We start from the raw sequence: 25,633 nt of genomic DNA on the forward strand, positions 1-25,633 counted from the left end.
CTTCGGCGGAGGGGTAGGCAGACATGGGCATGATCGGATCATTGGAATGGGCTGGCGTGGCGATGGCCGCGCCGGCCCATTCTGCTTTAAGGCGGCGCGAGAACGATCGTTCTCGCCCCGCCAGAAAAAATGCAGCAAAGAAAAGCGCGGCCATAGCCGCCATTAACCACGATCTTAACGGATTCATTGCTCTGTTGTTGCTATAGGGGCGCATGGACGGATCGCTGCGTGCTCGTGGCCGCTTGACGGAATTGGACGCTTTGCGCGGCGTCGGCGCGCTATGCGTGCTGATCTTCCATTATTCGACCCGCTTCCACGAACTGTTCCCGCAAGCCTCACATGTGCCGTTCAGTTTTCCCGGCGGCAATTATCGCGTCCTGCTGTTCTTCACCATTTCCGGCTTCGCGATCTTCTTCACGCTCGATCATATCCGCACCGTCGCCGACTTCATCGTCAATCGCTTCGCCCGTCTTTATCCCGCTTATCTGGTGGCGATGCTGCTGACGCTAGGTATTGAATATCTGGCGCACGCGACGCAATTGCTGGTCGGGCCGGTCGCGATCTTCGCCAATTTCACCATGCTTCAGGGCTTCGCCTTCATGCCGGAGGTGGACGGCGCCTATTGGACGCTGACGGTCGAAATTGCTTTTTACGTCTGCATGATCGCGATCTGGAAGTTTGTCGGTGTCCGGCGGCTGGAGCCGGTGCTGGCGCTCTGGCTCGCGGCGCGCTGGCTGTTCTGGCTGTGGCCGGACATGCCCGAACGGATCATCATGCTGCTGGTGCTGCGCTATACGCCCTTCTTCGTAATCGGGATGCTGGCCTATCGGCTATGGTCGGGGCAGCGGACCATGGCGCAGCAAGCCCCTTATGCGGCGCTTGCGCTGCTGTCGATCGCGACCATGGAGACATGGGACGTGACCATCGTGGGCTGCATCCTGATGGCGGCCTTCCTTGCGCTCATTCATGGACATTTGCGCTTTCTCAGCCTGCGCCCGCTTATCTGGCTGGGGGGGATCAGCTACAGCTTCTACCTGATCCATCAGCATGTCGGCTTCGTCGTCATGCTGGAATTCGCCAAGGCCGGCTATAGTCCGTGGCTGGGCTTCGCCGCCGCCTTCACCGTGGCGCTGACGCTGGGCACGGCCATCAACCGGGTAGTGGAGCGGCCCGCAGGCGAAGCCATCATCGCCTGGTGGAAGCGTCGCCGCGACGTCCGATTGGCGACCGCCAACGCGGCCACCACCCAGGGCTGACTGAAAAGGGCGCCGCCGTCGCCGGCCGCGCCCTCTACCACAACTACATCGTCTTATTGCGCGACGGGCGCCGCGGCGGCCGCATTTTCGGGCAGGCCGCCCATCTGCGTCACCATCTTGGTATAGGCGTCCAGATAGGCCAGCACGATCACCTGACCGATATCGGTATTCTGATAACCGCCGCCGCCGACGGCAGCCAGACCACCCATCCAGCCGAGGCCGCCGCCCCCGCCGAAGCTGAGGTCCGACTTACGGAAATAGCCCTCGGCCATCACCTCTTCCTCGGTCGTGCGGGCATTGACGACGGAGAGCATGACATTGGCCTCGCTCTTCTTGATCGAGATGCCGCCGAGCAGCGCGCCGCCGATGCGGCCACCCAGCATCCCGCCCAACATCCCGCCAATGGCGTTGCCGCCGCTATTCTTGTTGGTGGTCACGATATCGGGCTGGATGAAATAATCCGCCGCCTTGACCTGGCCCTTGCCCAGGTTCGATCCGGCCTGCAATTCGCCCGAATCCGCCATGGCGCGTTCCAGATTGCGGCTCGCCATGGAGCGGCCGCGATTGACCAGGCCAAAGCAGCCCGATTGCTGGACAAACAATTTGATGATCGCTTCCGGGCTGCCCAGATTCAGTTCACGCCACCATTGATTGTCCGGTTCGACGATCGCGACCGTGCCCAACCGCTTGGTGCAGCGGGGAATTTCCATCTGCTTCTTGGTCTGGGCCTGACGCCCGGAGGAGCCTTTGTCCGCAGCCCCCGCCGGCAGCGTCGTTACGGCAAGGCAAACTGACGCGGCGGCCAGCATCTTCAATCCACGCATTTCAAGAACCCCGTTTCTAGACTGAGATAATGTCGTGCGGCCCCGTTTATTTTGGCAACAGCCTATCACAGGGGCGTGCCGGTTCCAAGCGAAGGCGGCGTCAGATGACGGCGCTTGTCATCGACATGCGCGACCCTGCTGACAGCGTGCGCAAGGCCTGCTATCGGCGCGCGATGACCGATCTCAGCCTTATTCGCAATTTTTCCATCATCGCCCATATCGACCATGGCAAGTCGACGTTGGCCGACCGCCTGATCCAGCGCACCGGCGGCCTGACCGATCGTGAGATGAGTGCGCAAGTCCTTGATAATATGGACATCGAAAAGGAGCGCGGGATTACCATCAAGGCGCAGACCGTCCGGCTCGACTATGTCGCCAAGGACGGACTGACCTATGAGCTGAACCTGATGGACACGCCGGGCCATGTCGACTTCGCCTATGAAGTGTCACGCTCGCTGGCCGCGTGCGAGGGCGCTCTGCTGGTCGTGGACGCGGCGCAGGGCGTGGAAGCGCAGACATTGGCCAACGTCTACCAGTCGATCGAGCATGATCATGAGATCGTGCCGGTGCTCAACAAGATCGACCTGCCCGCCGCGGAACCGGAAAAGGTGCGAAAGGAAATCGAGGATGTGATCGGTCTCGACGCGTCCGAAGCGGTGCTGGCCAGCGCCAAGTCGGGCATCGGCATCGACGAAATCCTCGAAGCCATCGTCAAGAAAATCCCCCCGCCCAAGGGTGACCGCAACGCCCCGCTGGAGGCCATGCTGGTCGATAGCTGGTACGACCCCTATCTCGGCGTCGTCATCCTGGTGCGCGTGGTCAATGGGGTGATAAAGAAAGGCCAGGCGATCAAGTTCATGATCGGCGGCACCGAACATCTGATCGACCGCGTCGGCTGTATGCGGCCCAAGATCGAGCAACTGCCCGAACTGGCGGCCGGCGAAATCGGCTTTATCACCGCGCAGATCAAGGAAATCGCGCAGACCCGCGTCGGCGACACGATCACCACGGTCAAGAATGGCGCGACCAAGCCGCTGCCGGGCTTCAAGGAAGTGCAGCCGGTGGTGTTCTGCGGTCTTTTCCCGGTCGATGCCAACGACTTCGACAAGCTGCGCGATTCGATCAGCAAGCTGCGCCTGAACGATGCCAGCTTCTCCTTCGAAATGGAGAGCAGCGCGGCGCTGGGCTTCGGCTTCCGCTGCGGGTTCCTGGGCCTCCTCCATCTGGAGATCATCCAGGAGCGGCTGACGCGCGAATATGACCTCGACCTCATCACAACCGCGCCGTCGGTGGTCTATAAGATCCAGTTGACCTATGGCGCGGGCGAGATCGAACTGCACAATCCCGCCGACATGCCCGACCCGACCAAGATCGCCGAGATCGAGGAACCATGGATCGAGGCGATCATCTATTGCCCGGACGAATATCTCGGCTCCATCCTGAAACTTTGCCAGGACCGTCGCGGCATCCAGAAGAACCTGACCTATGTCGGCGGCCGCGCGCAAGTGACCTATGAACTGCCGCTCAACGAAGTCGTGTTTGACTTTTACGATCGCCTGAAGTCGATCAGCCGCGGCTACGCCAGCTTCGATTACCACCAGATCGGCTATCGCGAGGGCGACCTGGTCAAGATGAGCATCATGGTCAATTCCGAACCCGTCGATGCGCTGAGCATGATCGTCCATCGCGGCACCGCGGAATCGCGCGGCCGCGGCATGTGCGAGCGGTTGAAGGACCTGATCCCCCGCCACCTGTTCAAGATTCCGATCCAGGCGGCGATCGGCGGCAAGGTGATCGCGCGCGAGACGATCGCGGCGATGCGCAAGGATGTGACCGCCAAATGCTATGGCGGCGACATCAGCCGCAAGAAGAAGCTGCTCGACAAGCAGAAGGAAGGCAAGAAGCGGATGCGCGAATATGGCTCAGTCCAGATTCCGCAGGAAGCCTTCATCGCCGCGCTGCGCATGGGCGACGAAAGCTGATCCGATGAGCGACCGCTACGCAGAGCTTGCGGGGCAGGTCGCACGGATAGAGCGGGCGGCGGCGTTTCTGGCCAATGGCATGTCGCTGAGCCTGTGCCCGGACGCGGCGGGGCGACGGCGCAACGCCATGCCCGCCAAGCTGATCGGCAACGGCCTGCGCGAACTGGACCTGTTCCTGACCGACCTGATCGTGGAAGCGGGCCGGGTGCACCGGCTGGGCGCGGCGGCGGGGGGCGACCCCGGCGTCCATCCGGGCCGCCGTATCTATAGCGCGGCCGAAGCGTGGCGGCGGACCGGGCCGCAACTGGGGCTGGCGGTCGAAGCGCGCGCGCGGCTGCGCGCCATGCGTGCGGCGCAGAACCGCCATTGTTTCGGACGCCTGCGAGGCGAGGGTGCGGAGGCCGCAATGCAGCGCGCCTGCGCCGATTATGCGCGGCTGGCGGGAGAAGTGTTGACGGCGGTCAGGGTGCGCGCGGGGTAAAGCTGGAAATAATGCCATGCAGAACAGCGACATTGCGCTGGCCGGTTTGCGATCAACCGGCGCACCAGCTGGACCCGTGCTTTGGGTGCGATGGCGGACTGGCCGGTTGACGGATTGGCCGGGCCGTGGTCAAGTCGGTCGCCTGTAGCGACGGAGGCGGCGTGAGCGATACCTGGTTGTATGACGAGCATCCCGCCATGTTTCGGGCGCATCCTTTTCTGTTCCTGCTGCTGCTGGTGTCGGTGGTCGGCATCGTCGCGATTGCGATCTGGTGGGTGCTGCACAAGGGCGAACGGCTGGCACTGAGCGAGCGGGACGTGCTGTTGGAGCGTGGGCTGCTGGCCAAGCAGCGGACGGAGATCGCTTTGTCCTCCATCCGGTCGGTGCGCATCACCCAGAGCCTGGGCCAGCGTATCTTCGGCGTCGGCCATGTCGAGCTGTTCAGCGCCGGGGACATCGCCGAAATAGCGATCAAGAACATGCCGCGGCCCGACCGCATCCGTGCGATCGCCGCGGCGCGCAACGTCGATCTGCTGCCGCAACGATAGACTATTTCGTCCAGCCCCTTGACTTGAGCCGATATATTTCAACGATAGGGTAACTAAAGAGAGGCCGTAAGAGCCTTAATTCGCAAGAGGACGCCATGGCAGGAACGTCCGTTCACAAAAGGGTGAACGGCGGGATAAGGGGTCGTCGTCCATGGTTGGCTTGCGCGTGATGCCATCGTTGCCGGATTTGACGGCCGAGCAGCGGGCCGAAATCCGCCACGCCTGCGGCTTTGCCTGCGTGCGCTGCGGCGTCACCATCTATCGCTATCTGGGGCTGCCGGACGGGCCGGGGGCGACGTTGCTGTGCCCGACCTGCCACGGGCTGGTGGAGGAGGGGCGGTTGACCGCGACGCAGGTGCACAGCTTCCATGCCAATCCGGTGGTGCGCCAGCGGCATTTCGCGCGCGACCGGCTGCCCTTTTCGGCCGAACTGCCACAGCTGATCGTGGGCGGATCGCGGCTGCTGCGCGACACGCCGATCCCGATCACGCTGGAGGGCGAGCCGATCCTGATGTTCGCGCCGCCGCGCCGGACCAATGGCGCGACGCGGATCAGCGTGCGGTTGGGCTCGCCCGACGGCGTGGCGACGCAGATCATCGACGGCAATGAATGGAAGCCGACCGATGGCAGCTGGCATTTCCTGCTGCGCGGCGACCGCTACAGCATGATGGCGGCGCGGGGCGATGGCCTGGCGGTACTACGCATCGTTGCGCGCAACCGGATCGCGGTGGAGCATCTGCGCACGACGATCAACGGCCGCCGGCTGGAGGTGACACCCGACTGGCTGGAGATTGACGGCAAGCGCCATGTCGACCGGATCGGCAGCGGGACGCTGATCGGGATCGAGCTTTAGGGTCCAGCCTGCGGTTTCGGACGGGGACGGAAGTCCAGCGCAACCGGGCGCATAACGCCGTCGGCGCGGACCCGGACGCGGACCAGTCCTTGCAGGCGTGGGTCGGCCAGCTTGGCGGACAGGGCGAGCGCCTGCGCCTGCGAGGCGTAGAAGATGCCGCTTTCCAGCCCCCGGACTGCCTGTCGCGCGCCCAATGTCGCGCGAAGGATGATGGCGCAATCTTTTGCTTCATCCTGCACCTGCGCGGCGGGGCGGACCATTTGGAGGTTGGGCGCGGCACCGGTTACGCACAGGGCGCTGGCATAAGCGGGATCGACCCGGCTCTCCCCCTGCCGTAACGGCGCGGTGGGCCAGGCGTAGCGATATTGCACATAATGGCCGCGCAGCAGGTCGCGCGGGTCATAGCCCTCGATCGGGATCAGCCAGTCCTCTCCTTGCTGCGCCTGCCGGTGGATCATAGCCCAGCTTGCGGCCAGCGCCGCGAGCGGTAGCAGCAGGGCGGCGGCGAGGAACAGGCGGTGGCGGGTTGGCGTCATGTACCCTCTCCGCGCGCGGAATTGTAGCGGCGTGGGGCGTAGCGGCGGGAAAGGCGGATCGTGGCCCAGGCGACGGCCATCGCGAACAGGCCCGACAGGATCAGCCCCACGCCGCTGCCCAGCAAATCGTCATTCAGTTCGAAGCTAAGAATGATGATACGCAGCGCGACCAGCGCGACGGCGGTCTGGAAGATGCGCCGCCAATGGGCATGGATCGCCGCGGCGGCAACCGCGCCCCAAAGCGCAAGGAAGAACAGGCTGGCGATCCAGGCGCGGGCGGTGCCGTGCAGGTCGGGCAGGAGTGCCTGGCCCAGATGCAGCACGGCCGCGACCAGCAGCAGCGCCGCGGTCGCCCGGCCCGACGCGGTGCGCCGGGCATAAGCGATCGCCGCGGCGGCGCAGAGCAGGGCAAGGCTGTGGATCGTGGCGCTGCCGGGCAGGACCGCGCTGTCGCTGTCCCAGCCGCGCAGCAGCAGGATGATGCTGACGCCCGCGAAGATCGTCGCGACGGCCATCTGCTCGATCAGCCGCCAGAAAGCGGGCCGATCGCTCCTGCGGCGCATCAGGGCGGCTGCGCCGGCGACCAGGATCGGCGGGCAGGCGATCAGTCCCCAATAGAGCGATGGATAGGGTGGATCGGTCCGCCCGAATGCCCGCATAAGATGGCCGTGGTCGTCAGCGTGCGCCCATAGCGTGCCGATTAGCCCCGCCATCCAAAGCCCCGCCACCGGCCATCCGCGCCCGAACAGCAGCAGCAGCGGCGAAAAGAGCAGCAGCCAGGCGCGAAGCGGCTGCCATAGCGGCGAACTGGTCTGATAGACCTGCCCCAGATGGCCGAAAAAGGTGAGGCCCAGCACCGCCGCGACGAAAAGCAGCGCGTCGCTGACTTGTGGGTTCAGGTCGCCCCTGGGCAACCGCCAGCCAATCCATGCGGCGAGCGCGGCCATCATCGCGGCATGGATCGTCAGCCGCGCCGTGCCGGGAATCGCGTCCCAATTGGCGGCGACGATCGACACCAGCCCTAGCCCGATCGTCAGCGCGCCGAGGCCAACGATCGCCCAGACGCCGATCGGCCGGCTATGCGCGGCTTCCCACGCGCCGATCGCGCTGGCGGTATCGGCATCGATCAGCCCCGCCGCCTGCCACGCCCTGAGTTTCCGTTTCGACATGGCCGGGAGAGTAATGCGGCTGGCGCGGAGGGCAATGGGGTTGTGGGGTAGGTGGCGGTGAGGTGGTTGTCGCTGTCCGTGAGCACTTTAAGCGCGAGCATAAACCAAGCGTCGTGATTGCTTCGCTACGCTCGCAATGAGGAAATTTATATCGTCGGGCTGCGACCAGAAGCGGCCATGTTCCCCATCCCGCTGGCGGGAGGGGGCTAGGGGATGGGCGCGACGCCGCGACAGCCCACCCCGCTCCGACTAACGCGCTCCGCGCGTAAGTCTCGCTGCCCCTCCCGCGAGCGGGAGGGGAGTGTCCCCTTTCGACCCAAACTCGCCTCGCCTCACGGGATCACCAACTCCATCCCCGCCTTCACCCGGTCGAGCGCCAGGAAGCTGCGGAAGCTGGCGATGCAATCCGTGTCCGATAGCAAGCGGCGGGTGGTCGTATCGTAATGGCGCATGTCGGGCGACACGATCAGCAGGATGAAGCTGCATCCGCCCGTCACATAATAGCATTGCTGCACCGCCGGATCGGTGCGGAACAGCGCCTTGGCGCGGTCGACCGTGGCGGAGCGTTCGTCGGTCAGATGGACTTCCACGATCGCGGTGATGTCCAGGCTCACCGCGTCGGGATCGACGATCGCGGCGTTGCGGGCAATGATCCCGTCTTTTTCCATGGCGGCGATGCGGCGCTGCACCGCCGCGGTCGACAGGTTCACCGCCTGCGCAATGGCGCGCTGGGGCGTGCGGTTGTCCCGCTGGATGATTCGCAGGATCTCGCGGTCGAACGGGTCGGGTGAGCGAAGATCGGGCATAAGCGAGTAATTGTTGCATTTGTAGGACCGATCAAGAGCATTTTTCCCGCTCCTATGATGATATTATTCGGGACGGACAAACAGTAGGGCGGCAAAGACTGACGATGATGACCAAGGGATCAGGCGGGACGATGCTGGCGGGCATTGCGTGCGGCGTGGGCGCGGGGGCGCTGTGGGGCCTGGTGTTCGTAGCGCCCGAAGTGGTGCGCGGCTTCACCCCGTTGCAGCAGGCGGTCGGCCGCTATCTGGCCTATGGCGCGTTGTCGATGATCCTGATCGCGCCGCGCTGGCGGATACTGGCCGCGCGGATGACGCCGCGCATAATGTGGGCGTTGGCCTGGCTCGCGCTGGCGGGCAACCTCTTCTACTATATGCTGCTAGCGAGCGCGGTGCAGATGGGCGGCATCGCCATGACCTCGCTGGTGATCGGCTTCTTGCCGGTGGCGGTGACGATCGTCGGCAGTCGGGAGGCCGGCGCGGTGCCGCTACGCCAGCTCGCGCCCTCTCTGCTGCTGTGCGTCGCGGGCGCGCTGTGCATCGGCTGGCAGGCGGTGGTGATGCCTGGACCGGGGCCGGTCGCGACGCGGCTGCTGGGCTTTGCCTGTGCGGTCGGGGCGCTGATATCCTGGACGGCCTTCGCCATCGGCAATAATCAATGGCTGCGGCGGCAGGGCGATATGCCGGCGCAGGACTGGAACCTGCTGATCGGCCTGGCGACCGGGTGTCAAGCGCTGCTGTTCCTGCCGGTCGTGTTGTGGCTGGGCCTGGGGCGGCATGACGCGGCCGCGTGGACGCAGTTTTTAACTGTCTCGATCGCTGTCGCACTGCTGGCCTCAATCTTCGGCAATGCGCTGTGGAACCGGGCGAGCCGGCTGTTGCCGCTGACCATGGTGGGGCAGATGATCCTGTTTGAAACCGCCTTTGCGCTGCTCTACGGCTTTGCGTGGGAAGCGCGTTGGCCGACCGGGCTGGAAAGCGCGGCGTTCCTGCTGGTGGTGCTGAGTGTCGTCAGTTGCATAGCGGTGCATCGTCGGCCGGTGGCAGGACTCGTCACAACCGCCTGATTGCGCGCTTTCCCCTTTGACGGATTCGCTATAGGGCGCTTTGCATGACCAATATGTTTCTTGTGATGGGCGGGGGCGCCGTGGGCGCCGCCTTGCGCTATCAATTGGGGCGCTTCGCCGGGCAGATGGCCCCCGGTGCGGCCTGGCCCTGGGGTACTTTTGCTGCCAATCTGATCGGCGGGTTCGCCATGGGGCTGCTCGCTGGATGGCTGGTGCGCGGCGGCGGCGTGTCGGGCGAACCGATCCGCCTGCTGCTGGGCGTCGGCGTGCTGGGCGGCTTCACCACCTTTTCCGCGTTCAGCCTGGAAACGATGTTGATGATCGAGCGCGGCGATGGGGCGCTGGCGCTCGGCTATGCGCTGGCGTCGGTGATCGGCGCGATCGTGGCGCTGGCCGTTGGCCTGACCGTGATGCGGAGTGTTGCGGCATGAAGGGGCGTCCTCCCGCCAAGCCCGGCGCTGGCGCGACCGGCGGCAAAGGGCCGCGCGACGGCAAGCCTGCGAGCCGATCCGCCAGCGGCAAGCCTTCCGACAAGCGCTTCGGCGACAAGAAGCCCGGCGATAAAAAGCCCACTGACCGCAAGTTCGACCGGAAATCCGCCGACGGCAAGCCCGGCGCGCCCGGGCGCGCCCGTGGCGGCGCGAAGGCGGCGACCGCGCGCAAGGGGGAAGGCGGCAAACCCCCGTTCAAGCTCCGCGCCAAATCCGCCGCACCCGCCGCGGCCAAGGCTGCGCCAGCCGTAGCCAAGCCCGTTGCCGCCAAGAGCAGCGCCGGCAAGGGCGTCTCGCTCGATGTGCGCCAGTTCCGCGTGGCGGCCGATGATGACGGCATCCGCCTCGACCGCTGGTTTCAGCGGCATTTGCCCGATGTCGGCTTCAATATCGTGTCGCGCTGGTCGCGCACCGGCCAGTTGCGAGTCGATGGCGCGCGCGCCGCGCCGGGCGACCGCGTCGTCGAGGGGCAGACGATCCGCGTGCCCCCCGCCGAGGCCCGGCCCGATGTCCCTGAAAAGGCCAAGCGCGTCCGCGTCATCGACCTGACGCCCGACGAAATCGCCTATGTGCAGGAGATGGTGATCCATCGCGACGCGCAGGCCATCGTCATCAACAAGCCCCCCGGCCTCGCCACGCAGGGCGGCACCAAGACCGACGAGCATGTCGACAAGCTGCTCGACGGTCTGTTGTTCGACGCCGAATCGCGGCCCAAGCTGGTCCACCGGCTGGACAAGGATACGTCGGGCGCGCTGCTGCTCGCCCGCAACAGTCGCGCCGCCGCGCATTTCGCCAAGGCCTTTTCCAGCCGCACCGCGCGCAAGGTGTATTGGGCGCTGGTGATCGGCGTGCCGTCGATCAACGACGGCATGATCGAACTGCCGCTCGCCAAGCAGCCGGGCACCGGTGGCGAGAAGATGCATGTGGATGAGGAAGAGGGGATGCCCGCCCGGACGCGCTATCGTGTGATCGAGCGCGCCGGCAACCGCGCCGCCTGGGTCGAACTGCAACCCTATACCGGGCGCACGCACCAGTTGCGCGTCCATCTGGCGGCGATCGGCCATCCGATCGTGGGCGACGGCAAATATGGCGGGAAGGATAGCTTCCTGACCGGATCGATCAGCCGCAAGATGCATCTGCATGCGCGGCGCATCCGGGTGGATCATCCCGATGGCGGACGGGTGGACGTGATGGCGGAACCGCCGACTCATTTCGCCAACAGCCTGGAGGATCTGGGTTTCGACCTTGCGCTAGGCGACATGCCGCTGGACGATGAGATCGACCGGACCCCGACGCGCGAGGACGAGAAGAAGTTCGCGCGCCAGCATGCCAAGCAGGTGCGCAAGGATCGCAAGGGCGAACGCCGGTCGCGGGGTGGCGGCCGCGGCGAATGACGCCGGGGGCGCCCTATCGCTGGACGCTGACTGGGGCGGACGGGGCATGAGCAATGCCCTGGTCGTCTTCGATTGCGACGGCACGCTGGTCGATAGCCAGCACAGCATCTGCACCGCCATGACCCGCGCGTTCGAGGACGTCAAGCTGCCGCCGCCCGATCGGCTGGCGATCCTGTCGGCGGTCGGCCTGTCGCTGCCGGTCGCGATGGCGCGGCTGCTGCCAGAGGCGGAGCCAGATTTCCACGACCATCTGGCCGGTCGCTACAAGCTGGCGTTTCAGGCGATGCGGCGCGAACAGGGGGTGCAGGAACCGCTCTATCCCGGCATCGCCGATCTGGTGGCGGAATTGGACGCGGCGGGATGGCTGCTGGGCGTGGCCACTGGCAAGTCGGACCGCGGCCTTGCCCTCTGCCTCACGCACCATGGCATCATAGACCGGTTCGTGACGCTGCAGACCGCCGATCGCCACCCGTCCAAGCCGCATCCTTCGATGCTGCTGACCGCCATGACGGAGGCGGGCGCGACGCCCGCAACCACGGTGATGATCGGCGACACCAGCTTCGACATCGCCATGGGACTGGCCGCAGGCGTGCGCAGCATCGGTGTCGCCTGGGGCTATCATTTGCCGGGCGAACTGGCTGTGGCGGGGGCCATGCGGTGGCGATGGACAGCGCGGACTTACGCCGCCATATCGGCGCGCCATGACTGATCGTCCGCCCGCGCCGCCGCCCAAAACCAACGCCGATTCGGTCGCCCGCCAGCGTCATTTCGCCATTGGCCTGTTCCGCCTGTCGGGCGCCTTCATCGTCATGTTCGGCTTTCTTGCTATCATGCAGCGCTTTGCCTGGGTGCAGGGCAACAACGCCAAGGCGTTTGGCGCAATCATGGTCGTCACCGGCCTGTTCCAGTTCATCGTCGTGCCGCGCCTGCTGCTGGCGCTGTTCCGTCAGAAGCCGCCGCAATGAAGCGTTTCTACAAGGACGTGACCGTGGTCGCGGAAGAGGGTGGCTTCGCCATTAGGCTGGACGGCCGCGCGGTCCGCACGCCTGCCCGCGCGCTGCTGGCGCTGCCCACGCCGTTGCTGGCCGAAGCGGTCGCGCAGGAATGGCGGGCGCAGGGCGAGACGGTCGATCCCGCCACCATGCCGATGACCGGCCTCGCCAATGCCGCGATCGACCATGTCGCGCCCAAGCGCGCCGCCTTTGCCGAAGGGGTCGCGCAATATGCCCAAACCGACCTGCTCTGCTATCGCGCCGAAGCGCCCGCGCCGCTGGTCGCGCGGCAGGCGGCGATGTGGGAGCCGCTGCTCGACTGGGCGCGGGCGCGCTACGACGTGACCTTCGCGGTGACAGAGGGGATCATCCCGGTGCCGCAGCCGCCCGAAACGCTCGCCCGGCTGGCGGCGGCGGTCGCGGCTTCCGATCCCTTCACGCTGGTCGGCCTGTCGACTTTGGTGTCGCTCAGCGGATCGCTGGTCTGCGGGCTGGCGATTGTCGAGGGCGGGCATGATATCGACCGGGTGTGGCAGGCGGCCGAAATCGATGAGGCCTGGCAGGTTGAACTCTGGGGCGAAGACGCGTTGGCCGCCGAAGCCAAAGCGCGGCGCACGGCGGATTTCGCCATGGCCGCCGCCTTCTGCGCGATGAGCTGTCCCTGAATTTGGCGGAACCGGGGCGTCGCTTCGTTCATTCTGTCGCCAGCACGGACAGTCTATGTCCGGCCCCAATCCCGCTTCCCCGATGAAGGAGACCAGAGCTTGGCCCCGACGCTCGCAAAACCTGCCCTGACGGCGCTGCTTGCCCTATCTGCGGCGCTCACATCCCCGGGGCTGGCGCAGCAGACCCCCGATGCCCCGCCGCCCGAAGCGCCGCCGGTCGAGGAGGCCGCCCCTGCTGCGCCCGCGCCGGTCGCCCGCGATCTCACGTCAGCGGAAATTGCGGCGTTCAATGCGGCCGTGACCGACTTCACCGCCGGGCAGGCCGCGCAGCAGAAGGGTGACAATGCCGGCGCAGTCGCCAAATATGACGCCGCGCTGCCAGCGATCCGCACCGCGGTGGAGGCCGATCCGGCCAAGGGCGACAATGTCAATTTCCTCGCCAACGCGCTCTATGCCGATGCGGCCGCCTATGGCGCGCTGGGCCAGATCGACAAGGTGATCGCGCTCTACGCTGAATCCCTGCCGCACTGGCGCAAGGTGGTGGAGGCCAAGCCCGCCGACGCCGCCAGCCGCAACATCCTGGCCGGCATCCTGATCCAGATGGGCAACCAGGCGCTAAGAGACCATGACCGTGGCGCGGCTGACCCTCATTATGAGGAAGCGCTGACCCTGGCGCGCCAGACCGTGACGGACCAGCCGGGTGACGCGATCAGCAAGAATGTGCTGCTGTCCGCGCTGATCGGCGCCAGTCAGACTTCGACCGAAGAAGGGCTGCGCGACGAAGCCATCAGCATGGGCAAGGCGATGATGGCCGACGGCACGATCGACGCCATGAACAAACCCTCGATCGAGACGATGACGGGGCCTGCGGGGACGGTGGGGTAATCATCCTCCCGCAGATCGCGGGCGGGGTCTGGCGCGTCAGCCGTTTCCGATTTTGTCGGCATACAGCATGCGCCCCGGCCCCAGCATGCCCAGCACCTGCGGCACGATATGGGGGGCGACCGCAAAGCAGCCTTCGGAACGGCCGCATTTGCCCCAGGCGGCGACATGATCCTCGCTCACATAGTCCGCGCCATGGATGACGATAGCGCGCGGCTCGGCATTGTTGTTCTGCGGGTCAAGGCCCAGCAGGCGCATCGACCGCCCATGCTGGCCGAAATACATGTCGCCGGTCTTGAACGCGCCGGACGAACTGGCGAGCGAATTAAACTCATTCGAAAAGCTGTGCAGCCAGCCGGAATGGTCTGGGTCCGACCCGCGACCATGCGACACCAGATAGCTGCTGGTCTGTCCGCCGATCAGATCGACGATATGCATGCGCGGGTTTTTCGACGGGGCGTCGAAATCAACGATCGCGAGCCGGTCGCGCAGGGCAAAGGCGTCGGCATGTCGGTCGAGCGCTGCCTTCGCCCGCTCCAGCAGCGCCGCATAGGGTTTCCGAGCCACAGCGGCGGGTGTGGCGGGCACCGTGGGCGCGGGCGGAACCGCAGCCGGACTCAATGGTTCAGGCCCTGTCGAGGACAGCGCGGCGCGACCCATGCTGTCCGACAGAAACGAAAAGGCGAGTCCGCTTAACGCGAACTTCGTAAAATTGCGGCGATCCATAGATCGTCATATAGCAAAGCCGACGCCCCGGTCCAAGACCAGGGCGTGCACCGTTACTCGCCCGTCTTGCTCGCTTCGTCCGCAGGCTGGCTCTGTTCGCCGCCTTCGGGCAAGCGCGATGTCATGCCGGTCGCTTCCGCATCATCCTGAATCTGTTGCTGTTCCGACACCGAAGGCGGAGGCGCGGCCGGAGTCGCGGCGGCATTGTTCTGCAATTCGGGCAGTGGCGCTTCGGGTTCGGGCACGTCCACATTTTCGACCGGCGGCTCGACCAACTCGTTGGTGACGGACGGGGTGTCCTCTTCCTTCTTGCCGCAGGCGGAGAGGAGAAGAGCGCCGGCGAGGGCGGCTAAAGCAAATTTGCGCATGGATCAGTCCTTCGATGCGATAGCGGGAGAGGGGGCAGCGGTGGGATCAAGGCGGCGGCTGGACGCTTCGATCTTCTGCGCGAGCAGCTTGTCCCAGCCATAGGGGTCGGCGCGGAAGCTGACAGTGCCGTTATTGCCGGCAAAGGCTGTCCAGTAGAGCAGATAGACCGCGACTTGACTGGGCAGCGACACGCGTTGGGTCTTGCCTTCGTCGATCAGCGTCTGGATATGTCCGTTCAGATTGGGATCGGCCGCAACCATCCGTTCGGCCAGCGCCACCGGCTTTTCCAGTCGGATGCAGCCATGGCTGGCGAGCCGGTCGTAGCTGGAGAATTTCCCCCGCGACGGCGTGTCGTGCAGATAGACGGCGAAGGGATTGTTGAAGTCGAACTTCAGGCGGCCCAACGCACTATTCGGCCCAGCCGGCTGGACGATGCGCTCGCCGCCTTCGGGCGTCTTGACGATCTTATAGCCCTGCCGCGCCAGCGCCGCGCGCCCCTTGGGGAACAACTCCCGCTTGGCGATCGACATCGGCACGTTCCAGGGCGGATTGACGACGATCGAATGGATGCTGGACGTCAGCATCGGCGTTTGATTGGTCGGGCTGCCAGTGACGGCGCGCATCGACGTGACCGGCTGGTCGCCCTCGAACACCGTCAGCACGGCGGCGGCGATGTTTACCTGCACGCGGTCGACCGGCAGGCTGCGCGGCATCCAGCGCCAGCGCTCCATATTGGCCATGATCGCGGCGATGCGATCGTCCACGCCAACATTGAGCGCTTCCAATGTGCGCACCCCAAGCGTGCCGGTGGGTTCGAGGCCATAGCGGCGCTGGGCGCGCTGGATCACATCGACCAGCTTTTCATTCTGCGTGACGCTGGGGTCTTCCAGCGCGATGCGGGCGCGGACGACATCGGGTGCCGACGACGCAGTCAGCGTCGGCCAGCCGCCCTTGTCGCGGATCGCCTCATAGCGCGCCAGGCCCTTGCGCAGCGTGTCATAGCCCGACCAGGGCGGGGTCAGGCCAGCCGACCATTGCGCCAGCCGATTTTCGCTCACCGCCTTGGCCAGGCCGGGACGCGGGTCGAAAGCGGCCGGGCGCAGCGCCCAGACCTCCAGAAAGTCTGCGGTATCCACCCGGCCGGTGCTGAGCGCCTTGGCCCGGTCGAGCAGGGCGCTGACCAGCGCCTCGCCGCGCAGCGAGCCGCTCGCCTTCTGCCGCGCCATCAGGCCCTGCGCCGCGCCGTTCTTCAGCCAGTCATTGGCCCAGGCTTCCTGCGCCGGGGACAGCGCTGGAATCGGCACCGGCGGCGGTGGGGCCGGGATGGGCTGGACAGTGGGCGCGGGTAATGTAGGCGCGATGGCGGGGGGCGGGGTTTGGGCGATGGTGGGCACCGCCGCTACGCCAAGCAGCGCCAGCAGCGGGATACGGATCAGATGGGAACGGTTCATGCTGGACCAGATAGCGCAAAGCCGCCACGGTTCAAATCGCGATAGCGGAAAAGATCATGCTGCACGTTGTTCACCATCCTGCCTATGTCTCCCCTGCAACAGATGGCAGCCGTTTTCGTTTCGACAAATATGGCTTGGTGATGGACGCGCTGCGCGAAAGTGGCGTGGATTTGCAGACCGTTGAGCCTGTGCCAATGCCGCGCGCCTGGATCGAGGCGGTGCATGATCCCGCCTATGTCGAGGAAGTCATGACCCTGACGGTGCCGCCCGAAAAAGCGCGGCGGATCGGCTTTGCGGTGACGGAACGTGTCATGCGCCGGTCGATCCTGTCGCCCGGCGGAACCTGGGCGGCGGCGAAGCTGGCGATGGTCCATGGCTATGCCGCCAATGCCGCGGGCGGCAGCCATCATGCGCTGCATGATACGGGCGCGGGCTATTGCGTGTTCAACGACCTCGCCATCGCGGCGAATCGGTTGATCGCCGAGCGCGACGCGGCGCGCGTCCTGATCCTTGATCTCGACGTGCATCAGGGGGATGGCACCGCGTCGCTGCTGGCGGGGCGCAGCGACATCTTCACCCTGTCGATCCATGCGGAAAAGAATTTTCCGGTCAGGAAGGCGCGCTCGACGCTCGACATCGGGCTGGAGGATGGAACGGGCGACGCCGCCTATCTTGCGGCGCTGACCGATGTGCTGCCGCGCGTGCTCGACGATTTCGCACCGGATATGATCCTGTACCAGGCTGGTGTCGATCCGCATGAGGAGGACCGTCTGGGCCGATTGGCGCTCACCGAAGCCGGACTGGAGGCGCGCGATCGCTATGTCATGCGGCAGGCGCGGGCGCGCGGCGTGCCGCTCGCTAGCACCATGGGCGGCGGCTATGGCGAGGATCGCATGGCGATCGCCCGCCGTCACGCCGCCTGCATGATCGCGCTGGCGCAGGAAGCGGCTTAGTGCAGCGACCCGACGCCGGCCGCAGCCACGGCCGCCTCGGCCTTCGTCTCCATCAGCTTCGCCGCGATCAGGCCGGCAAGCGCCAGCGCCACGAAATCGCTGAAGGCGAGATAGAGGATATAGCCCCAGGGCGCATGGTTGAACACGGCCTGGCCGACATGAAGCCATAGCACGGCCGCCAGCGCGAACAGGATGGTGACGCGGGCGCGGCTGGCGAAATCCGTGAGCGCGAAGCGCAGCGCCAGGGCGATCACCACGCCCACGATCAGCGCCAGGATCAGCCCGCCGATCAGCGCGCTGCTGTCCATTACCGGAAAACCGCCTTCATTGTAGAAGATTTGGGCGACTGGCCCCTTGCCGTAAAGGACCGTGCCCTGCGCCGTGGCGGGGTCTGGAATGACATAGACGCCGGTGCCCGTCTGGGTCAGCGCCTGCGCCATCGCGGCCTGCAGGTTGGCGCTGGCCTGTTCGTCAGTGCGGCTCAAGGCCAAGGCGGACAAGGGCGTGCCCCAAAAGATGAAGCCGGTAATGAAGATCGCAAGGCCGCCCAGAAGGCCGCCGACAAGAGCGCGTACCATGATGTCTCCCCCTTTTCCCTAATATGAAGCTGACGCATCAACGCAGGGCGGGCAACATCTTTCCCGTCAGTCTTTCGCCCGCGCGGCCTTTTCGGCGATGCCCGACAGGCCTTCGCGCCGGTCAAGCTCGTCCAGCACCGCGTCGAACGGTATGTCGAGATCGCGCAGCAGCAGCAGCAGGTGGAATAGCAGGTCGGCGCTTTCGCCGATCACCTCTTTGCGATCGCCCGCCAGGGCGGCGATGACCGTTTCGACCGCTTCCTCGCCAACCTTCTGCGCGATCTTGGCGCGGCCCTTGGCGCTCAGCTTGGCGACATAGGACACCGACGGGTCGGCGCTGCGCCGACGACGGATGGTCTGTTCCAGGGTGTGAAGGGTCGCGCGCATGGGCTGCATGAAGCGTTCCGGGCGCGACCCGTCAATCGATTATTTGCGCTTGCGGCCCGCAAAGAACATGCGGCCGGCCAATACGGCCGCGCCCATGCCGAACAGCGCCATCTGTTCGGGCTCCGGGACCGGCGTGGGCGTGCCGCCCGACGAACCGGTGGAACCGCCGCTGGTGGAACCGCCCGTGCTGGTGGAGCCGCCGCTGGACGATCCGCCGCACTTACCGAACCAGCACCAGAAGGTGGCGTTGGCGGGCGCCGGAACGGCAGCGCCCATGAGACCGGCGGCACCGGCCATGAGAAGCATTTTAGGAAGTTTCATATCAAGTCACCCCGTTTTTGCGTCGAACCTGTGATGGTTTAACGCGACCCGCACGTGGTTAAGCAGGGTTCGTGCCATGGGGCGTATTTCCCCCTATTTTAGCGGAATATAATGGTTAACACCCAGTCCGACATCATGGTTACTGTAAAGTAAATCGACGTTTCACGCCGACCGCACCGGCACGCCTGCGGCTGCCAGCGCGCGACGGGCTTCGCCGATCGTGTGCTCGCCGAAATGGAAGATGGAGGCCGCCAGCACCGCGCTGGCGTGGCCCTGCACCACGCCTTCGACCAGATGGTCGAGCGTGCCGACGCCGCCGCTGGCGATGACCGGGATCGATACCGCGTCGGCGATGGCGCGGGTGAGCGCCAGGTCGTATCCCTGCTTGGTGCCGTCCCCGTCCATCGAGGTGACGAGCAGTTCGCCTGCGCCCAGATGGGCCAGACGCAAAGCATGTTCCAGGGCATCAATGCCGGTCGGCTGACGCCCTCCATGAGTGAAGATCTCCCAGCGATTGTCGCCCACTTTACGCGCATCGACGGACCCGACGATGCACTGGCTGCCGAAGCGGTCGGCTATGTCGGCGACCAGTTCGGGCCGCGCGACCGCCGCGCTGTTGACCGCGACCTTGTCTGCGCCAGCGAGCAGCAGCGCGCGCGCATCCTCCGGCGTGCGCACCCCGCCACCCACGGTAACGGGCATGAAGCACACCTCAGCGGTGCGGCGCACCACGTCCAATATGGTGCCGCGTGCTTCTTGGGTGGCTGTAATATCGAGGAAGCAGAGTTCGTCCGCCCCGGCCGCATCATAAAGTCGAGCCTGCTCGACCGGGTCGCCGGCGTCCTTGAGGTCCACGAAATTGACGCCCTTGACCACCCGCCCATTGGCGACGTCGAGGCAGGGGATTACACGGGTGCGGACGGTCATGCGACTGGTTCCCAACATCCGTTCGTTTCGAGCGAAGTCGAGAAACGCAGACGCAGCGCCGGCCGCTTCTCGACTTCGCGCGAAGCGAACGGATGGTATTTTACGCTATTCACGCCGCCGCCTTGGCGACCGCCAGCGCGGTCTTGAGATCCAGCCGCCCGTCATAGAGCGCGCGCCCGGTGATGACGCCTTCGATCCCGTCCTCGGTGTGCAGGCTCAATATACGGATGTCCGCAATGCCCGCCACGCCGCCGCTGGCGATCACCGGAATGGCGGTGGCGCGGGCCAGATCGACGGTCGCATCGATATTGCAGCCCTTGAGCATTCCGTCGCGGCCGACATCGGTGAAAAGCAGCGACGCGACGCCGGCATCCTCGAACCGGCGGGCAAGATCGATCACCGGCATGTCGGACTTTTCCGCCCAGCCATCCGTCGCGACGAAGCCGTCGCGCGCATCGACAGCTACGACAATGCCGCCGGGAAAGTCGCGCGCCGCCGCCTTGACGAACGCAGGGTCTTTCAGCGCTGCCGTGCCGATCACGATGCGCGATACGCCCAGGTCAAACCAGCGCTCCACTGACTCCCGGTTGCGGATGCCGCCGCCCAACTGGACATGACCGGGAAAGGCCTCGACGATTTTCTCGACGGCCTGCGCATTGACGGCGTGGCCGGCAAAGCTGCCATCCAGATCGACCACATGCAGATGCTGCGCACCAGCTTCGGCGAACAGCAGCGCCTGCGCGGCGGGATCGTCGCCATAAACAGTGGCGCGATCCATATCGCCTTCGGCCAGGCGGACGACTTGGCCGTTTTTCAGGTCAATGGCGGGAAAGACGATCAGGCTCATATCAACATCCGTTCGTGTCGAGCGAGGGTGGTATGGATCACGGACGCCAATCCAGGAACCGCGCCAGAAAGGCCAGCCCGTAACGCTGGCTCTTTTCCGGGTGGAACTGGCACCCGATGATCGTGTCGCGCGCGACCGCGGCCACGAGCGGCCCGCCATGGTCGGTGGTCGCGGCGACATGGCGCGCATCGGCCGCTTCGAAATGATAGCTGTGCAGGAAATAGGCCTCGCCCGCCTCCAACAACGGCGGCGCGCCATTCAGCGCGACATCGTTCCACCCCATATGCGGCACCTTCACCGTGGCGTCGCTCGGCTCGATCAGTCGCACTGTGCCGGGTATCCAGCCCAGCCCCTCATGCCGCCCGAACTCCTCGCCCGCGTCCGCCAGCAACTGCATCCCCACGCACACGCCCAGGAAAGGCACGCCGCGTCCGTTCACCGCCTGCGTCATCGCGTCCACCATGCCAGGGATTGCCACCAGCGCGTCGCGGCAGGCGCGGAACGCGCCCACGCCCGGCAGCACGATGCGGTCGGCCTTCGCCACGACGTCGGCGTCGGCGGTGATCGTCACATCATCTGCCCCCGCCTTGCGCAGCGCATTATGCACCGAATGGAGATTGCCCGCGCCATAATCGATCAGGGCGATCATGTTTTCAGGAATTCCAGGCCATCCGCCACGAAGCTGGGATTGAATTGCGTCAGCGTCACCTCCGCCACGCCGTTCAGCACGAAGGGATCAGTCGCCACCTTCGCCTCGATATCGGCCTTTACGCCGCGCGCGATCAATATGCCGCCGTCCCGCGGCACCTTGCGCCCCGCCACCAGCAGCCAGCCGTCGGCCAGCCCCGCCTTCAACCACGCCACATGCGCGTCCATATGCGAATCCACAGTGGGCAGATCGACGATATAGTGCAGCGACACGATGAACATGGGTCCGGCCTTTCCTAACGCTTACAACATACCCTTGGTCGAGGGGATCGCGTCCGCCTTGCGCGGGTCGATCTCCACCGCCTGCCGCAGCGCGCGGGCCAGCCCCTTGAACGCGCTTTCGACGATATGGTGATTGTTGCTGCCATAGAGCAGTTCGATATGCAGCGTGATGCCGGCCGCCTGGGCGAAGCTGTGGAAGAAATGCTCCACCATCTCCGTGTCCCATTCGCCCACCTTGGTGACGGTGAAGGGCAGCTTGCACACCAGCCAGGGGCGACCCGAAATGTCGAGCGCCACGCGGCTCAGCGTCTCGTCCATCGGCGAATAGACGCTGCCATAGCGGCTGATCCCGCGCTTGTCGCCCAGCGCCTTGCCCAGCGCCTCGCCGATCGCGATCGCGGTATCCTCGGTCGTGTGATGCTGGTCGATATGCAGGTCGCCGACCGTCTTCACATCCATGTCGATCAGCGAATGGCGCGACAGCTGCTCGATCATATGATCCAGGAAGCCGATACCGGTCGACACCGTATAAAGGCCAGTCCCGTCAAGGTTGACGGTGACGTCGATCTGGGTTTCCGCCGTGTGGCGATGAATCTCGGCCGTGCGCATGGCCGCCCTATAGCGTGTAGCGCCCGTCATGCAATCTGCTCATGCAATCCGCTGGCAGGGGTTGACCGCCTGTTACGGGCCGTTAGGACATTGCGCCATGAGCGAAGACCTGCCTGACAGCCTGATTCCCTATGACGAAATCGTGCAGGAGGCCCTGCGCGCGGTCGTCGGCCGCGTGTTGGGCGAGGTGCAGCAGTCCGGCGGCCTGCCGGGCGCGCATCATTTCTATATCACGTTCAAGACCAGCGCGCCGGGCGTCGACATCCCCAAACATCTGGTGGAGCGCTTCCCGGACGAAATGACGATCGTCCTCCAGAATAAATATTGGGACTTGAAGGTCAGCGACCATCATTTCGAAGTCAGCCTGACCTTCAATCAGGTCGCCGCCCACCTCAACATCCCCTTCAGCGCGATCACCGCCTTCGTGGACCCCGCCGTCAACTTCGCCCTGCAATTCCAGGTCGCGGCCGATGAACTCCCCGAACCCCACGACGCGGCAGAGAATGACGCGCCGCAGGTAACGAGCGAAGATGGCTCGAACGTCGTGACGGTGGACTTCGGGAAGAAGAAGTAAGCGGAGGGCTGGACGTCGCGCGCTTGTACGGTCGATTGAGCCGGGGGCGTCGATGTTTGGCCGGTAAAAGAATGTCCGGTTCGAAACTGAAATGGTGAGATAACTGACCATCAAACCCCGGCAGTTCGCGACCAATCCAAGTCACCTTTCCATTGAGCGGCACCAAGTCCGGCACGACCATGAGCATAGGTCGAAGCGTCGTCGTCTCTTGGTAATGCTGGTCGCATCGGCTATGCGATGATCGCATATTCCCGTGCGCCGGGAGCCTTGCGTTTCCGCCTCTGTGACGGTCGATAAAGCAGGCGTAAGGCTTTACGCAAAAGTGCGTTGAAGGTTTCCGCTCGCCTTTATACTAGCGCGCATTGGTTTCTGCCACTGCTTCACGCTTGGCCACTGCGTCCAGCAGTTCGTACAAGAGTGGATCGTCAGGATTTTTGAGTCGTCATGAATTATCGTCATTCCTTCCATGCTGGCAATAGCGCCGACGTGGTGAAGCACTGCCTGCTGATTGCCCTCGTGCAAGCCTTGCAGCAAAAACCAGGCGCGCTGACCCTGATCGACACCCATGCCGGCTGCGGTCTGTACGACCTTGACGGGGAGGAGGCCCAACGCACCGGCGAGTCCATGCAGGGCGTGCAACGGGCCTTTGCCGATCCAAATCCCTTGCTGGACGACTATCGCGCCGCCGTGCGGGCGGTGAATGTCGGGGCCGCGCCGCACCTCTACCCCGGCTCGCCGCAGATTCTGGCGCAGCTTTTGCGCTCGCAGGATTTTCTTATCCTGAACGAGAAACATCCCGAGGACGCCTATGCCCTGCGCGGCGTGATGCGCGGTACATCCGCTGCCGTGCATGAGCGCGATGCCTACGAGTTTTGGCTGGCGATGCTGCCGCCCCGAACGCCGCGCGGCGTGGTGGTGGTCGACCCGCCCTATGAGCAGCTGGACGAACGCGCGCGCATCACGGCTACCCTCGCCGCGGCGCACCGCAAATGGGCGCATGGCGTGACGGTGATCTGGTATCCCCTGAAAGACCGCGCCACGCATGGGCGCTGGAAGCAGCAGTTACGCCAACTTGGCATCCCGAAATTTCTGGTGGCGGAGCATTGGTTGTACGATAGTGAGCAACCCGGCCTCTATAACGGCGCTGGCCTTTATATCGTCAACCCGCCCTACGCCTTTACGCAGGCGCTGCCGCCTCTGCTGGAAGCCCTGCGCGTCGCGTTGGCGCCGGAGGGGCACAGGGGCGAGATCACAACCGATTGGTTGGGCGATTAAAGGATCGAAAGCAGTCAGTAGCTAAAAGCGTCGGGAACGGCAGCGAAGTCCCAACCCAAGCTCTTCGGGTCTGCAAACATGGTCCTGCCGGGAATGGCAAGTTTTAGACGAAGTGCATTGGCTTTCAAGCGACGGGACTTAGGGCAATTCCGTCACGCCGAACCCTCTGTCCTACACGCGCGCCCTCCACTATCCTCATCAAACTCAAATATCCTCACAAAGGAGACGTTCGAGAAGTTTCGCCGCGCGCATGACCCCGCCCATCCCGGACCCCTTGGATGTCCGCCGCTTCCACCTAAATCCACCCCCATAGTCGTGATCCAAAACCCATCGGGAGCCTGCCAAAATGTCCGATACCCGCACCGAAACCGACAGTATCGGCGCCATAGAGGTGCCCGCTGCCGCCTATTGGGGCGCGCAGACGCAGCGGAGTATCGAGAATTTCCCGTTCGGCGAACCTGAGCGGATGCCGATCAGCATCGTCCATGCGCAGGCGATCGTGAAGCAGGCGGCGGCGCGGGTAAATGGGAAGCATGGTCTGGACGCCAAACTGGTTACGGCCATCGAGGATGCCGCGCAACAGATCGTGTCGGGCGCGCTGGACGATCAGTTTCCGCTCGTCATCTGGCAGACCGGGTCGGGCACGCAGACCAACATGAATGTCAACGAAGTGATCGCCGGCTTCGCCAATGAGAAGCTGGCGGGGACGCGCGGTGGCAAGAGCCCGGTCCATCCCAACGACCATGTCAACATGAGCCAGTCGTCCAACGACAGCTTTCCCACCGCGCTGCATGTCGCGACCGTGATCGCGACGCGCGATCGGCTGATCCCGGCGCTGGAAAAGCTGACCGGGGCTTTGACCGACAAGGCGCAGGCCTGGGGCCATATCGTCAAGATCGGCCGCACCCATACGCAGGACGCCACGCCCCTGACGCTGGGGCAGGAATTTTCGGGATATGCCGCGCAGTTGGTGAGCGCGCGTGCGCGGATCGAGGGCGCTCTCAATGGCAATATCCGCAAGCTGGCGATTGGCGGCACCGCGGTCGGCACCGGTCTCAATGCGCCCGCAGGCTGGGCGGAGGATATGGTCGCGGCGATCAGCGATATCGTCGGTACGCCGTTCGAAAGCGCGCCCAACAAGTTCGAACAGCTCGCCGCCAAGGATGGGCTGGTCTTCTTTGCCGGCGCGCTCAGCACGCTGGCGGTGTCGCTGACCAAGATCGCCAATGACATCCGCTTCCTTGGGTCGGGACCGCGATCGGGGCTGGGCGAACTGGACCTGCCCGCCAACGAGCCGGGCAGTTCGATCATGCCGGGGAAGGTCAACCCGACCCAGTGCGAATCGCTGACGATGGTTGCGGCGCAAGTGATCGGCAATGCGCAGGCGGTGACGATCGGGGGGATGCAGGGGCATTTCGAACTCAACGTCTTCATGCCGCTAATCGGGGCCAATGTGCTGCGCTCGATCCACCTGCTCAGCGTCGGCATGGAGAGCTTTGCCGAGCGTTGTATCGAAGGCTTGCAAGCGAATGAGGCGCGGATCGCCGATCTGGTCGATCGGTCGCTGATGCTGGTCACCGCGCTGGCGCCGGAGATCGGCTATGACAATGCCGCGGCCATCGCCAAATATGCGCATAAAAAGGGGCAGACGCTCAAGGAGGCGGGTCTGGAATTGGGGCTGGTGGACGAAGCGACCTTCGACCGGCTGGTGCGGCCGGAAAATATGGTTTGAGATGGCGGAAC

Annotated in this window: 31 protein-coding genes and 1 pseudogene; 17 read left to right on the forward strand and 15 right to left on the reverse strand. The window is 64.9% G+C overall.

Features of this window, described 5'->3' with window-relative positions; translation table 11 throughout:
* The first annotated feature begins 23 nt into the window (after positions 1–23).
* Both CEQ44_RS23960 and CEQ44_RS08165 read left to right on the forward strand, forming a co-directional pair.
* A complete protein-coding gene (locus CEQ44_RS23960; RefSeq protein ID WP_140419345.1) occupies positions 24–206 on the forward strand; it encodes a hypothetical protein in 183 nt (60 codons plus the stop codon).
* A 6-nt stretch (positions 207–212) separates the two neighbouring features.
* The gene (locus CEQ44_RS08165) at positions 213–1,256 is read left to right on the forward strand and encodes an acyltransferase (RefSeq protein ID WP_088184269.1); all 1,044 of its coding nucleotides are present in this window, start codon (positions 213–215) and stop codon (positions 1,254–1,256) included.
* Between the two features lie 53 nt (positions 1,257–1,309).
* Here CEQ44_RS08165 and CEQ44_RS08170 read toward each other — a convergent pair whose 3' ends face one another.
* On the reverse strand, positions 1,310–2,080 hold the full coding sequence (locus CEQ44_RS08170) for a CsgG/HfaB family protein (RefSeq protein ID WP_176400323.1): 771 nt from the start codon (positions 2,078–2,080) through the stop codon (positions 1,310–1,312).
* 173 nt (positions 2,081–2,253) lie between these two features.
* On the opposite strand from CEQ44_RS08170, the gene lepA reads away from it, so the two are divergent.
* The 4 genes from lepA to CEQ44_RS08190 all read left to right on the forward strand — a co-directional run bounded on the left by lepA (position 2,254) and on the right by CEQ44_RS08190 (position 5,944).
* Entirely contained in the window at positions 2,254–4,062 is a 1,809-nt protein-coding gene (gene lepA, locus CEQ44_RS08175) for a translation elongation factor 4 (RefSeq protein WP_088184310.1), read from the forward strand.
* Between the two features lie 4 nt (positions 4,063–4,066).
* Positions 4,067–4,543, forward strand: coding sequence for a hypothetical protein (locus tag CEQ44_RS08180; RefSeq protein WP_254913864.1), 477 nt, complete (start codon positions 4,067–4,069; stop codon positions 4,541–4,543).
* A gap of 161 nt (positions 4,544–4,704) precedes the next feature.
* Entirely contained in the window at positions 4,705–5,091 is a 387-nt protein-coding gene (locus CEQ44_RS08185) for a PH domain-containing protein (RefSeq protein ID WP_088184312.1), read from the forward strand.
* A 151-nt stretch (positions 5,092–5,242) separates the two neighbouring features.
* Positions 5,243–5,944, forward strand: coding sequence for a hypothetical protein (locus tag CEQ44_RS08190; RefSeq protein ID WP_088184270.1), 702 nt, complete (start codon positions 5,243–5,245; stop codon positions 5,942–5,944).
* Here CEQ44_RS08190 and CEQ44_RS08195 read toward each other — a convergent pair.
* From CEQ44_RS08195 to CEQ44_RS08205, 3 genes are all read right to left on the reverse strand, one after another.
* Complete coding sequence (locus CEQ44_RS08195; protein WP_088184271.1) at positions 5,941–6,480, reverse strand: GDYXXLXY domain-containing protein; 540 nt, start codon at positions 6,478–6,480, stop codon at positions 5,941–5,943. The genes CEQ44_RS08190 and CEQ44_RS08195 overlap by 4 nt on opposite strands.
* A complete protein-coding gene (locus CEQ44_RS08200) occupies positions 6,477–7,649 on the reverse strand; it encodes a DUF2157 domain-containing protein (protein ID WP_088184272.1) in 1,173 nt (390 codons plus the stop codon). The genes CEQ44_RS08195 and CEQ44_RS08200 overlap by 4 nt, the downstream gene beginning before the upstream one ends.
* A gap of 332 nt (positions 7,650–7,981) precedes the next feature.
* Entirely contained in the window at positions 7,982–8,455 is a 474-nt protein-coding gene (locus tag CEQ44_RS08205) for an Lrp/AsnC family transcriptional regulator (RefSeq protein ID WP_088190014.1), read from the reverse strand.
* A gap of 107 nt (positions 8,456–8,562) precedes the next feature.
* On the opposite strand from CEQ44_RS08205, the gene CEQ44_RS08210 reads away from it, so the two are divergent.
* The 7 genes and pseudogenes from CEQ44_RS08210 (at position 8,563) to CEQ44_RS08240 (ending at position 13,946) form a co-directional block, all read left to right on the forward strand.
* Positions 8,563–9,519: a DMT family transporter gene (locus tag CEQ44_RS08210; protein WP_217895019.1), complete on the forward strand. Its 957-nt coding sequence runs from the start codon at positions 8,563–8,565 to the stop codon at positions 9,517–9,519.
* Positions 9,520–9,563: 44 nt separating this feature from the next.
* The gene (crcB, locus tag CEQ44_RS08215; RefSeq protein WP_088184275.1) at positions 9,564–9,950 is read left to right on the forward strand and encodes a fluoride efflux transporter CrcB; all 387 of its coding nucleotides are present in this window, start codon (positions 9,564–9,566) and stop codon (positions 9,948–9,950) included.
* A complete protein-coding gene (locus CEQ44_RS08220) occupies positions 9,947–11,404 on the forward strand; it encodes an RluA family pseudouridine synthase (protein ID WP_088184276.1) in 1,458 nt (485 codons plus the stop codon). The genes crcB and CEQ44_RS08220 overlap by 4 nt, the downstream gene beginning before the upstream one ends.
* Positions 11,405–11,450: 46 nt before the next feature.
* Positions 11,451–12,109 (forward strand): annotated as a pseudogene (locus CEQ44_RS08225) (HAD-IA family hydrolase).
* The gene (locus tag CEQ44_RS08230) at positions 12,106–12,369 is read left to right on the forward strand and encodes a hypothetical protein (RefSeq protein ID WP_088184277.1); all 264 of its coding nucleotides are present in this window, start codon (positions 12,106–12,108) and stop codon (positions 12,367–12,369) included. Before CEQ44_RS08225 ends, CEQ44_RS08230 begins: the two are co-directional and overlap by 4 nt.
* Positions 12,366–13,061 carry an ATP12 family chaperone protein gene (locus CEQ44_RS08235; protein WP_088184278.1) on the forward strand — a complete coding sequence of 232 codons (696 nt, stop codon included), beginning with the start codon at positions 12,366–12,368 and terminating at the stop codon, positions 13,059–13,061. Before CEQ44_RS08230 ends, CEQ44_RS08235 begins: the two co-directional genes overlap by 4 nt.
* Positions 13,062–13,160: 99 nt before the next feature.
* Positions 13,161–13,946, forward strand: a complete 786-nt coding sequence (locus tag CEQ44_RS08240) for a hypothetical protein (protein ID WP_088184279.1) — start codon at positions 13,161–13,163, stop codon at positions 13,944–13,946.
* 36 nt (positions 13,947–13,982) lie between these two features.
* On the opposite strand, the gene CEQ44_RS08245 is transcribed toward CEQ44_RS08240, so the two are convergent.
* Genes CEQ44_RS08245 through CEQ44_RS08255 form a run of 3 tightly spaced genes read right to left on the reverse strand, consistent with a single transcriptional unit; the run spans position 13,983 to position 16,489 of the window.
* Complete coding sequence (locus tag CEQ44_RS08245; protein WP_088184280.1) at positions 13,983–14,669, reverse strand: murein L,D-transpeptidase catalytic domain family protein; 687 nt, start codon at positions 14,667–14,669, stop codon at positions 13,983–13,985.
* A gap of 53 nt (positions 14,670–14,722) precedes the next feature.
* Positions 14,723–15,037 carry a hypothetical protein gene (locus CEQ44_RS08250; protein ID WP_088184281.1) on the reverse strand — a complete coding sequence of 105 codons (315 nt, stop codon included), beginning with the start codon at positions 15,035–15,037 and terminating at the stop codon, positions 14,723–14,725.
* Positions 15,038–15,040: 3 nt separating this feature from the next.
* Complete coding sequence (locus CEQ44_RS08255) at positions 15,041–16,489, reverse strand: L,D-transpeptidase family protein (protein WP_088184282.1); 1,449 nt, start codon at positions 16,487–16,489, stop codon at positions 15,041–15,043.
* A 56-nt stretch (positions 16,490–16,545) separates the two neighbouring features.
* Here CEQ44_RS08255 and CEQ44_RS08260 point away from each other — a divergent pair, with 56 nt between their 5' ends.
* Complete coding sequence (locus CEQ44_RS08260) at positions 16,546–17,442, forward strand: histone deacetylase (RefSeq protein ID WP_088184283.1); 897 nt, start codon at positions 16,546–16,548, stop codon at positions 17,440–17,442.
* Here CEQ44_RS08260 and CEQ44_RS08265 read toward each other — a convergent pair.
* The 8 genes from CEQ44_RS08265 to hisB form a co-directional block, all read right to left on the reverse strand.
* A complete protein-coding gene (locus tag CEQ44_RS08265) occupies positions 17,439–18,020 on the reverse strand; it encodes a hypothetical protein (RefSeq protein ID WP_176400324.1) in 582 nt (193 codons plus the stop codon). The genes CEQ44_RS08260 and CEQ44_RS08265 overlap by 4 nt on opposite strands.
* Before the next feature lie 66 nt (positions 18,021–18,086).
* Entirely contained in the window at positions 18,087–18,407 is a 321-nt protein-coding gene (locus CEQ44_RS08270; RefSeq protein WP_088184314.1) for a phosphoribosyl-ATP diphosphatase, read from the reverse strand.
* A gap of 39 nt (positions 18,408–18,446) precedes the next feature.
* Positions 18,447–18,728 (reverse strand): PEP-CTERM sorting domain-containing protein, encoded by a 282-nt coding sequence (locus CEQ44_RS08275; RefSeq protein WP_088190015.1) that lies wholly within the window; start codon positions 18,726–18,728, stop codon positions 18,447–18,449.
* A gap of 162 nt (positions 18,729–18,890) precedes the next feature.
* Positions 18,891–19,655, reverse strand: coding sequence for an imidazole glycerol phosphate synthase subunit HisF (gene hisF / locus CEQ44_RS08280; protein ID WP_088184286.1), 765 nt, complete (start codon positions 19,653–19,655; stop codon positions 18,891–18,893).
* A gap of 109 nt (positions 19,656–19,764) precedes the next feature.
* On the reverse strand, positions 19,765–20,502 hold the full coding sequence (gene hisA / locus CEQ44_RS08285) for a 1-(5-phosphoribosyl)-5-[(5-phosphoribosylamino)methylideneamino]imidazole-4-carboxamide isomerase (RefSeq protein WP_088184287.1): 738 nt from the start codon (positions 20,500–20,502) through the stop codon (positions 19,765–19,767).
* 37 nt (positions 20,503–20,539) lie between these two features.
* The gene (hisH, locus tag CEQ44_RS08290) at positions 20,540–21,151 is read right to left on the reverse strand and encodes an imidazole glycerol phosphate synthase subunit HisH (RefSeq protein WP_088184288.1); all 612 of its coding nucleotides are present in this window, start codon (positions 21,149–21,151) and stop codon (positions 20,540–20,542) included.
* Positions 21,148–21,432 carry a YciI family protein gene (locus CEQ44_RS08295; protein ID WP_088184289.1) on the reverse strand — a complete coding sequence of 95 codons (285 nt, stop codon included), beginning with the start codon at positions 21,430–21,432 and terminating at the stop codon, positions 21,148–21,150. Before CEQ44_RS08295 ends, hisH begins: the two co-directional genes overlap by 4 nt.
* Before the next feature lie 21 nt (positions 21,433–21,453).
* Complete coding sequence (hisB, locus tag CEQ44_RS08300; RefSeq protein WP_088184290.1) at positions 21,454–22,041, reverse strand: imidazoleglycerol-phosphate dehydratase HisB; 588 nt, start codon at positions 22,039–22,041, stop codon at positions 21,454–21,456.
* 97 nt (positions 22,042–22,138) lie between these two features.
* Between hisB and CEQ44_RS08305 the strand changes: the two genes are divergently transcribed.
* From CEQ44_RS08305 to fumC, 3 genes are all read left to right on the forward strand, one after another.
* Positions 22,139–22,615, forward strand: a complete 477-nt coding sequence (locus CEQ44_RS08305) for an SspB family protein (RefSeq protein ID WP_088184291.1) — start codon at positions 22,139–22,141, stop codon at positions 22,613–22,615.
* Between the two features lie 444 nt (positions 22,616–23,059).
* Positions 23,060–23,890, forward strand: coding sequence for a 23S rRNA (adenine(2030)-N(6))-methyltransferase RlmJ (locus tag CEQ44_RS08310; protein WP_088184292.1), 831 nt, complete (start codon positions 23,060–23,062; stop codon positions 23,888–23,890).
* Between the two features lie 346 nt (positions 23,891–24,236).
* Positions 24,237–25,622 carry a class II fumarate hydratase gene (gene fumC / locus CEQ44_RS08315; protein WP_088184293.1) on the forward strand — a complete coding sequence of 462 codons (1,386 nt, stop codon included), beginning with the start codon at positions 24,237–24,239 and terminating at the stop codon, positions 25,620–25,622.
* Positions 25,623–25,633: the final 11 nt, after the last annotated feature.

This window comes from Sphingobium sp. Z007 (genome assembly GCF_900013425.1).
Lineage (GTDB): Bacteria > Pseudomonadota > Alphaproteobacteria > Sphingomonadales > Sphingomonadaceae > Sphingobium.

What these genes read in the sequence shown, in the direction of transcription:
- CEQ44_RS08200 (WP_088184272.1), bottom strand. Translation starts at nt 7,649, where the DNA reads ATGTCGAAACGGAAACTCAGGGCGTGGCAGGCGGCGGGGCTGATCGAT.
- CEQ44_RS08305 (WP_088184291.1), top strand. Translation starts at nt 22,139, where the DNA reads ATGAGCGAAGACCTGCCTGACAGCCTGATTCCCTATGACGAAATCGTG.
- hisA (WP_088184287.1), bottom strand. Translation starts at nt 20,502, where the DNA reads ATGAGCCTGATCGTCTTTCCCGCCATTGACCTGAAAAACGGCCAAGTC.
- hisB (WP_088184290.1), bottom strand. Translation starts at nt 22,041, where the DNA reads ATGCGCACGGCCGAGATTCATCGCCACACGGCGGAAACCCAGATCGAC.
- CEQ44_RS08265 (WP_176400324.1), bottom strand. Translation starts at nt 18,020, where the DNA reads ATGGTACGCGCTCTTGTCGGCGGCCTTCTGGGCGGCCTTGCGATCTTC.
- CEQ44_RS08235 (WP_088184278.1), top strand. Translation starts at nt 12,366, where the DNA reads ATGAAGCGTTTCTACAAGGACGTGACCGTGGTCGCGGAAGAGGGTGGC.
- CEQ44_RS08255 (WP_088184282.1), bottom strand. Translation starts at nt 16,489, where the DNA reads ATGAACCGTTCCCATCTGATCCGTATCCCGCTGCTGGCGCTGCTTGGC.
- CEQ44_RS08245 (WP_088184280.1), bottom strand. Translation starts at nt 14,669, where the DNA reads ATGGATCGCCGCAATTTTACGAAGTTCGCGTTAAGCGGACTCGCCTTT.
- CEQ44_RS08190 (WP_088184270.1), top strand. Translation starts at nt 5,243, where the DNA reads ATGGTTGGCTTGCGCGTGATGCCATCGTTGCCGGATTTGACGGCCGAG.
- CEQ44_RS08205 (WP_088190014.1), bottom strand. Translation starts at nt 8,455, where the DNA reads ATGCCCGATCTTCGCTCACCCGACCCGTTCGACCGCGAGATCCTGCGA.
- crcB (WP_088184275.1), top strand. Translation starts at nt 9,564, where the DNA reads ATGACCAATATGTTTCTTGTGATGGGCGGGGGCGCCGTGGGCGCCGCC.
- CEQ44_RS08170 (WP_176400323.1), bottom strand. Translation starts at nt 2,080, where the DNA reads ATGCGTGGATTGAAGATGCTGGCCGCCGCGTCAGTTTGCCTTGCCGTA.
- CEQ44_RS08260 (WP_088184283.1), top strand. Translation starts at nt 16,546, where the DNA reads ATGCTGCACGTTGTTCACCATCCTGCCTATGTCTCCCCTGCAACAGAT.
- CEQ44_RS08270 (WP_088184314.1), bottom strand. Translation starts at nt 18,407, where the DNA reads ATGCGCGCGACCCTTCACACCCTGGAACAGACCATCCGTCGTCGGCGC.
- hisH (WP_088184288.1), bottom strand. Translation starts at nt 21,151, where the DNA reads ATGATCGCCCTGATCGATTATGGCGCGGGCAATCTCCATTCGGTGCAT.
- fumC (WP_088184293.1), top strand. Translation starts at nt 24,237, where the DNA reads ATGTCCGATACCCGCACCGAAACCGACAGTATCGGCGCCATAGAGGTG.
- CEQ44_RS08210 (WP_217895019.1), top strand. Translation starts at nt 8,563, where the DNA reads ATGACCAAGGGATCAGGCGGGACGATGCTGGCGGGCATTGCGTGCGGC.
- CEQ44_RS08250 (WP_088184281.1), bottom strand. Translation starts at nt 15,037, where the DNA reads ATGCGCAAATTTGCTTTAGCCGCCCTCGCCGGCGCTCTTCTCCTCTCC.
- CEQ44_RS08230 (WP_088184277.1), top strand. Translation starts at nt 12,106, where the DNA reads ATGACTGATCGTCCGCCCGCGCCGCCGCCCAAAACCAACGCCGATTCG.
- CEQ44_RS23960 (WP_140419345.1), top strand. Translation starts at nt 24, where the DNA reads ATGGGCATGATCGGATCATTGGAATGGGCTGGCGTGGCGATGGCCGCG.
- hisF (WP_088184286.1), bottom strand. Translation starts at nt 19,655, where the DNA reads ATGACCGTCCGCACCCGTGTAATCCCCTGCCTCGACGTCGCCAATGGG.
- CEQ44_RS08195 (WP_088184271.1), bottom strand. Translation starts at nt 6,480, where the DNA reads ATGACGCCAACCCGCCACCGCCTGTTCCTCGCCGCCGCCCTGCTGCTA.
- lepA (WP_088184310.1), top strand. Translation starts at nt 2,254, where the DNA reads ATGACCGATCTCAGCCTTATTCGCAATTTTTCCATCATCGCCCATATC.
- CEQ44_RS08310 (WP_088184292.1), top strand. Translation starts at nt 23,060, where the DNA reads ATGAATTATCGTCATTCCTTCCATGCTGGCAATAGCGCCGACGTGGTG.
- CEQ44_RS08180 (WP_254913864.1), top strand. Translation starts at nt 4,067, where the DNA reads ATGAGCGACCGCTACGCAGAGCTTGCGGGGCAGGTCGCACGGATAGAG.
- CEQ44_RS08165 (WP_088184269.1), top strand. Translation starts at nt 213, where the DNA reads ATGGACGGATCGCTGCGTGCTCGTGGCCGCTTGACGGAATTGGACGCT.
- CEQ44_RS08220 (WP_088184276.1), top strand. Translation starts at nt 9,947, where the DNA reads ATGAAGGGGCGTCCTCCCGCCAAGCCCGGCGCTGGCGCGACCGGCGGC.
- CEQ44_RS08275 (WP_088190015.1), bottom strand. Translation starts at nt 18,728, where the DNA reads ATGAAACTTCCTAAAATGCTTCTCATGGCCGGTGCCGCCGGTCTCATG.
- CEQ44_RS08295 (WP_088184289.1), bottom strand. Translation starts at nt 21,432, where the DNA reads ATGTTCATCGTGTCGCTGCACTATATCGTCGATCTGCCCACTGTGGAT.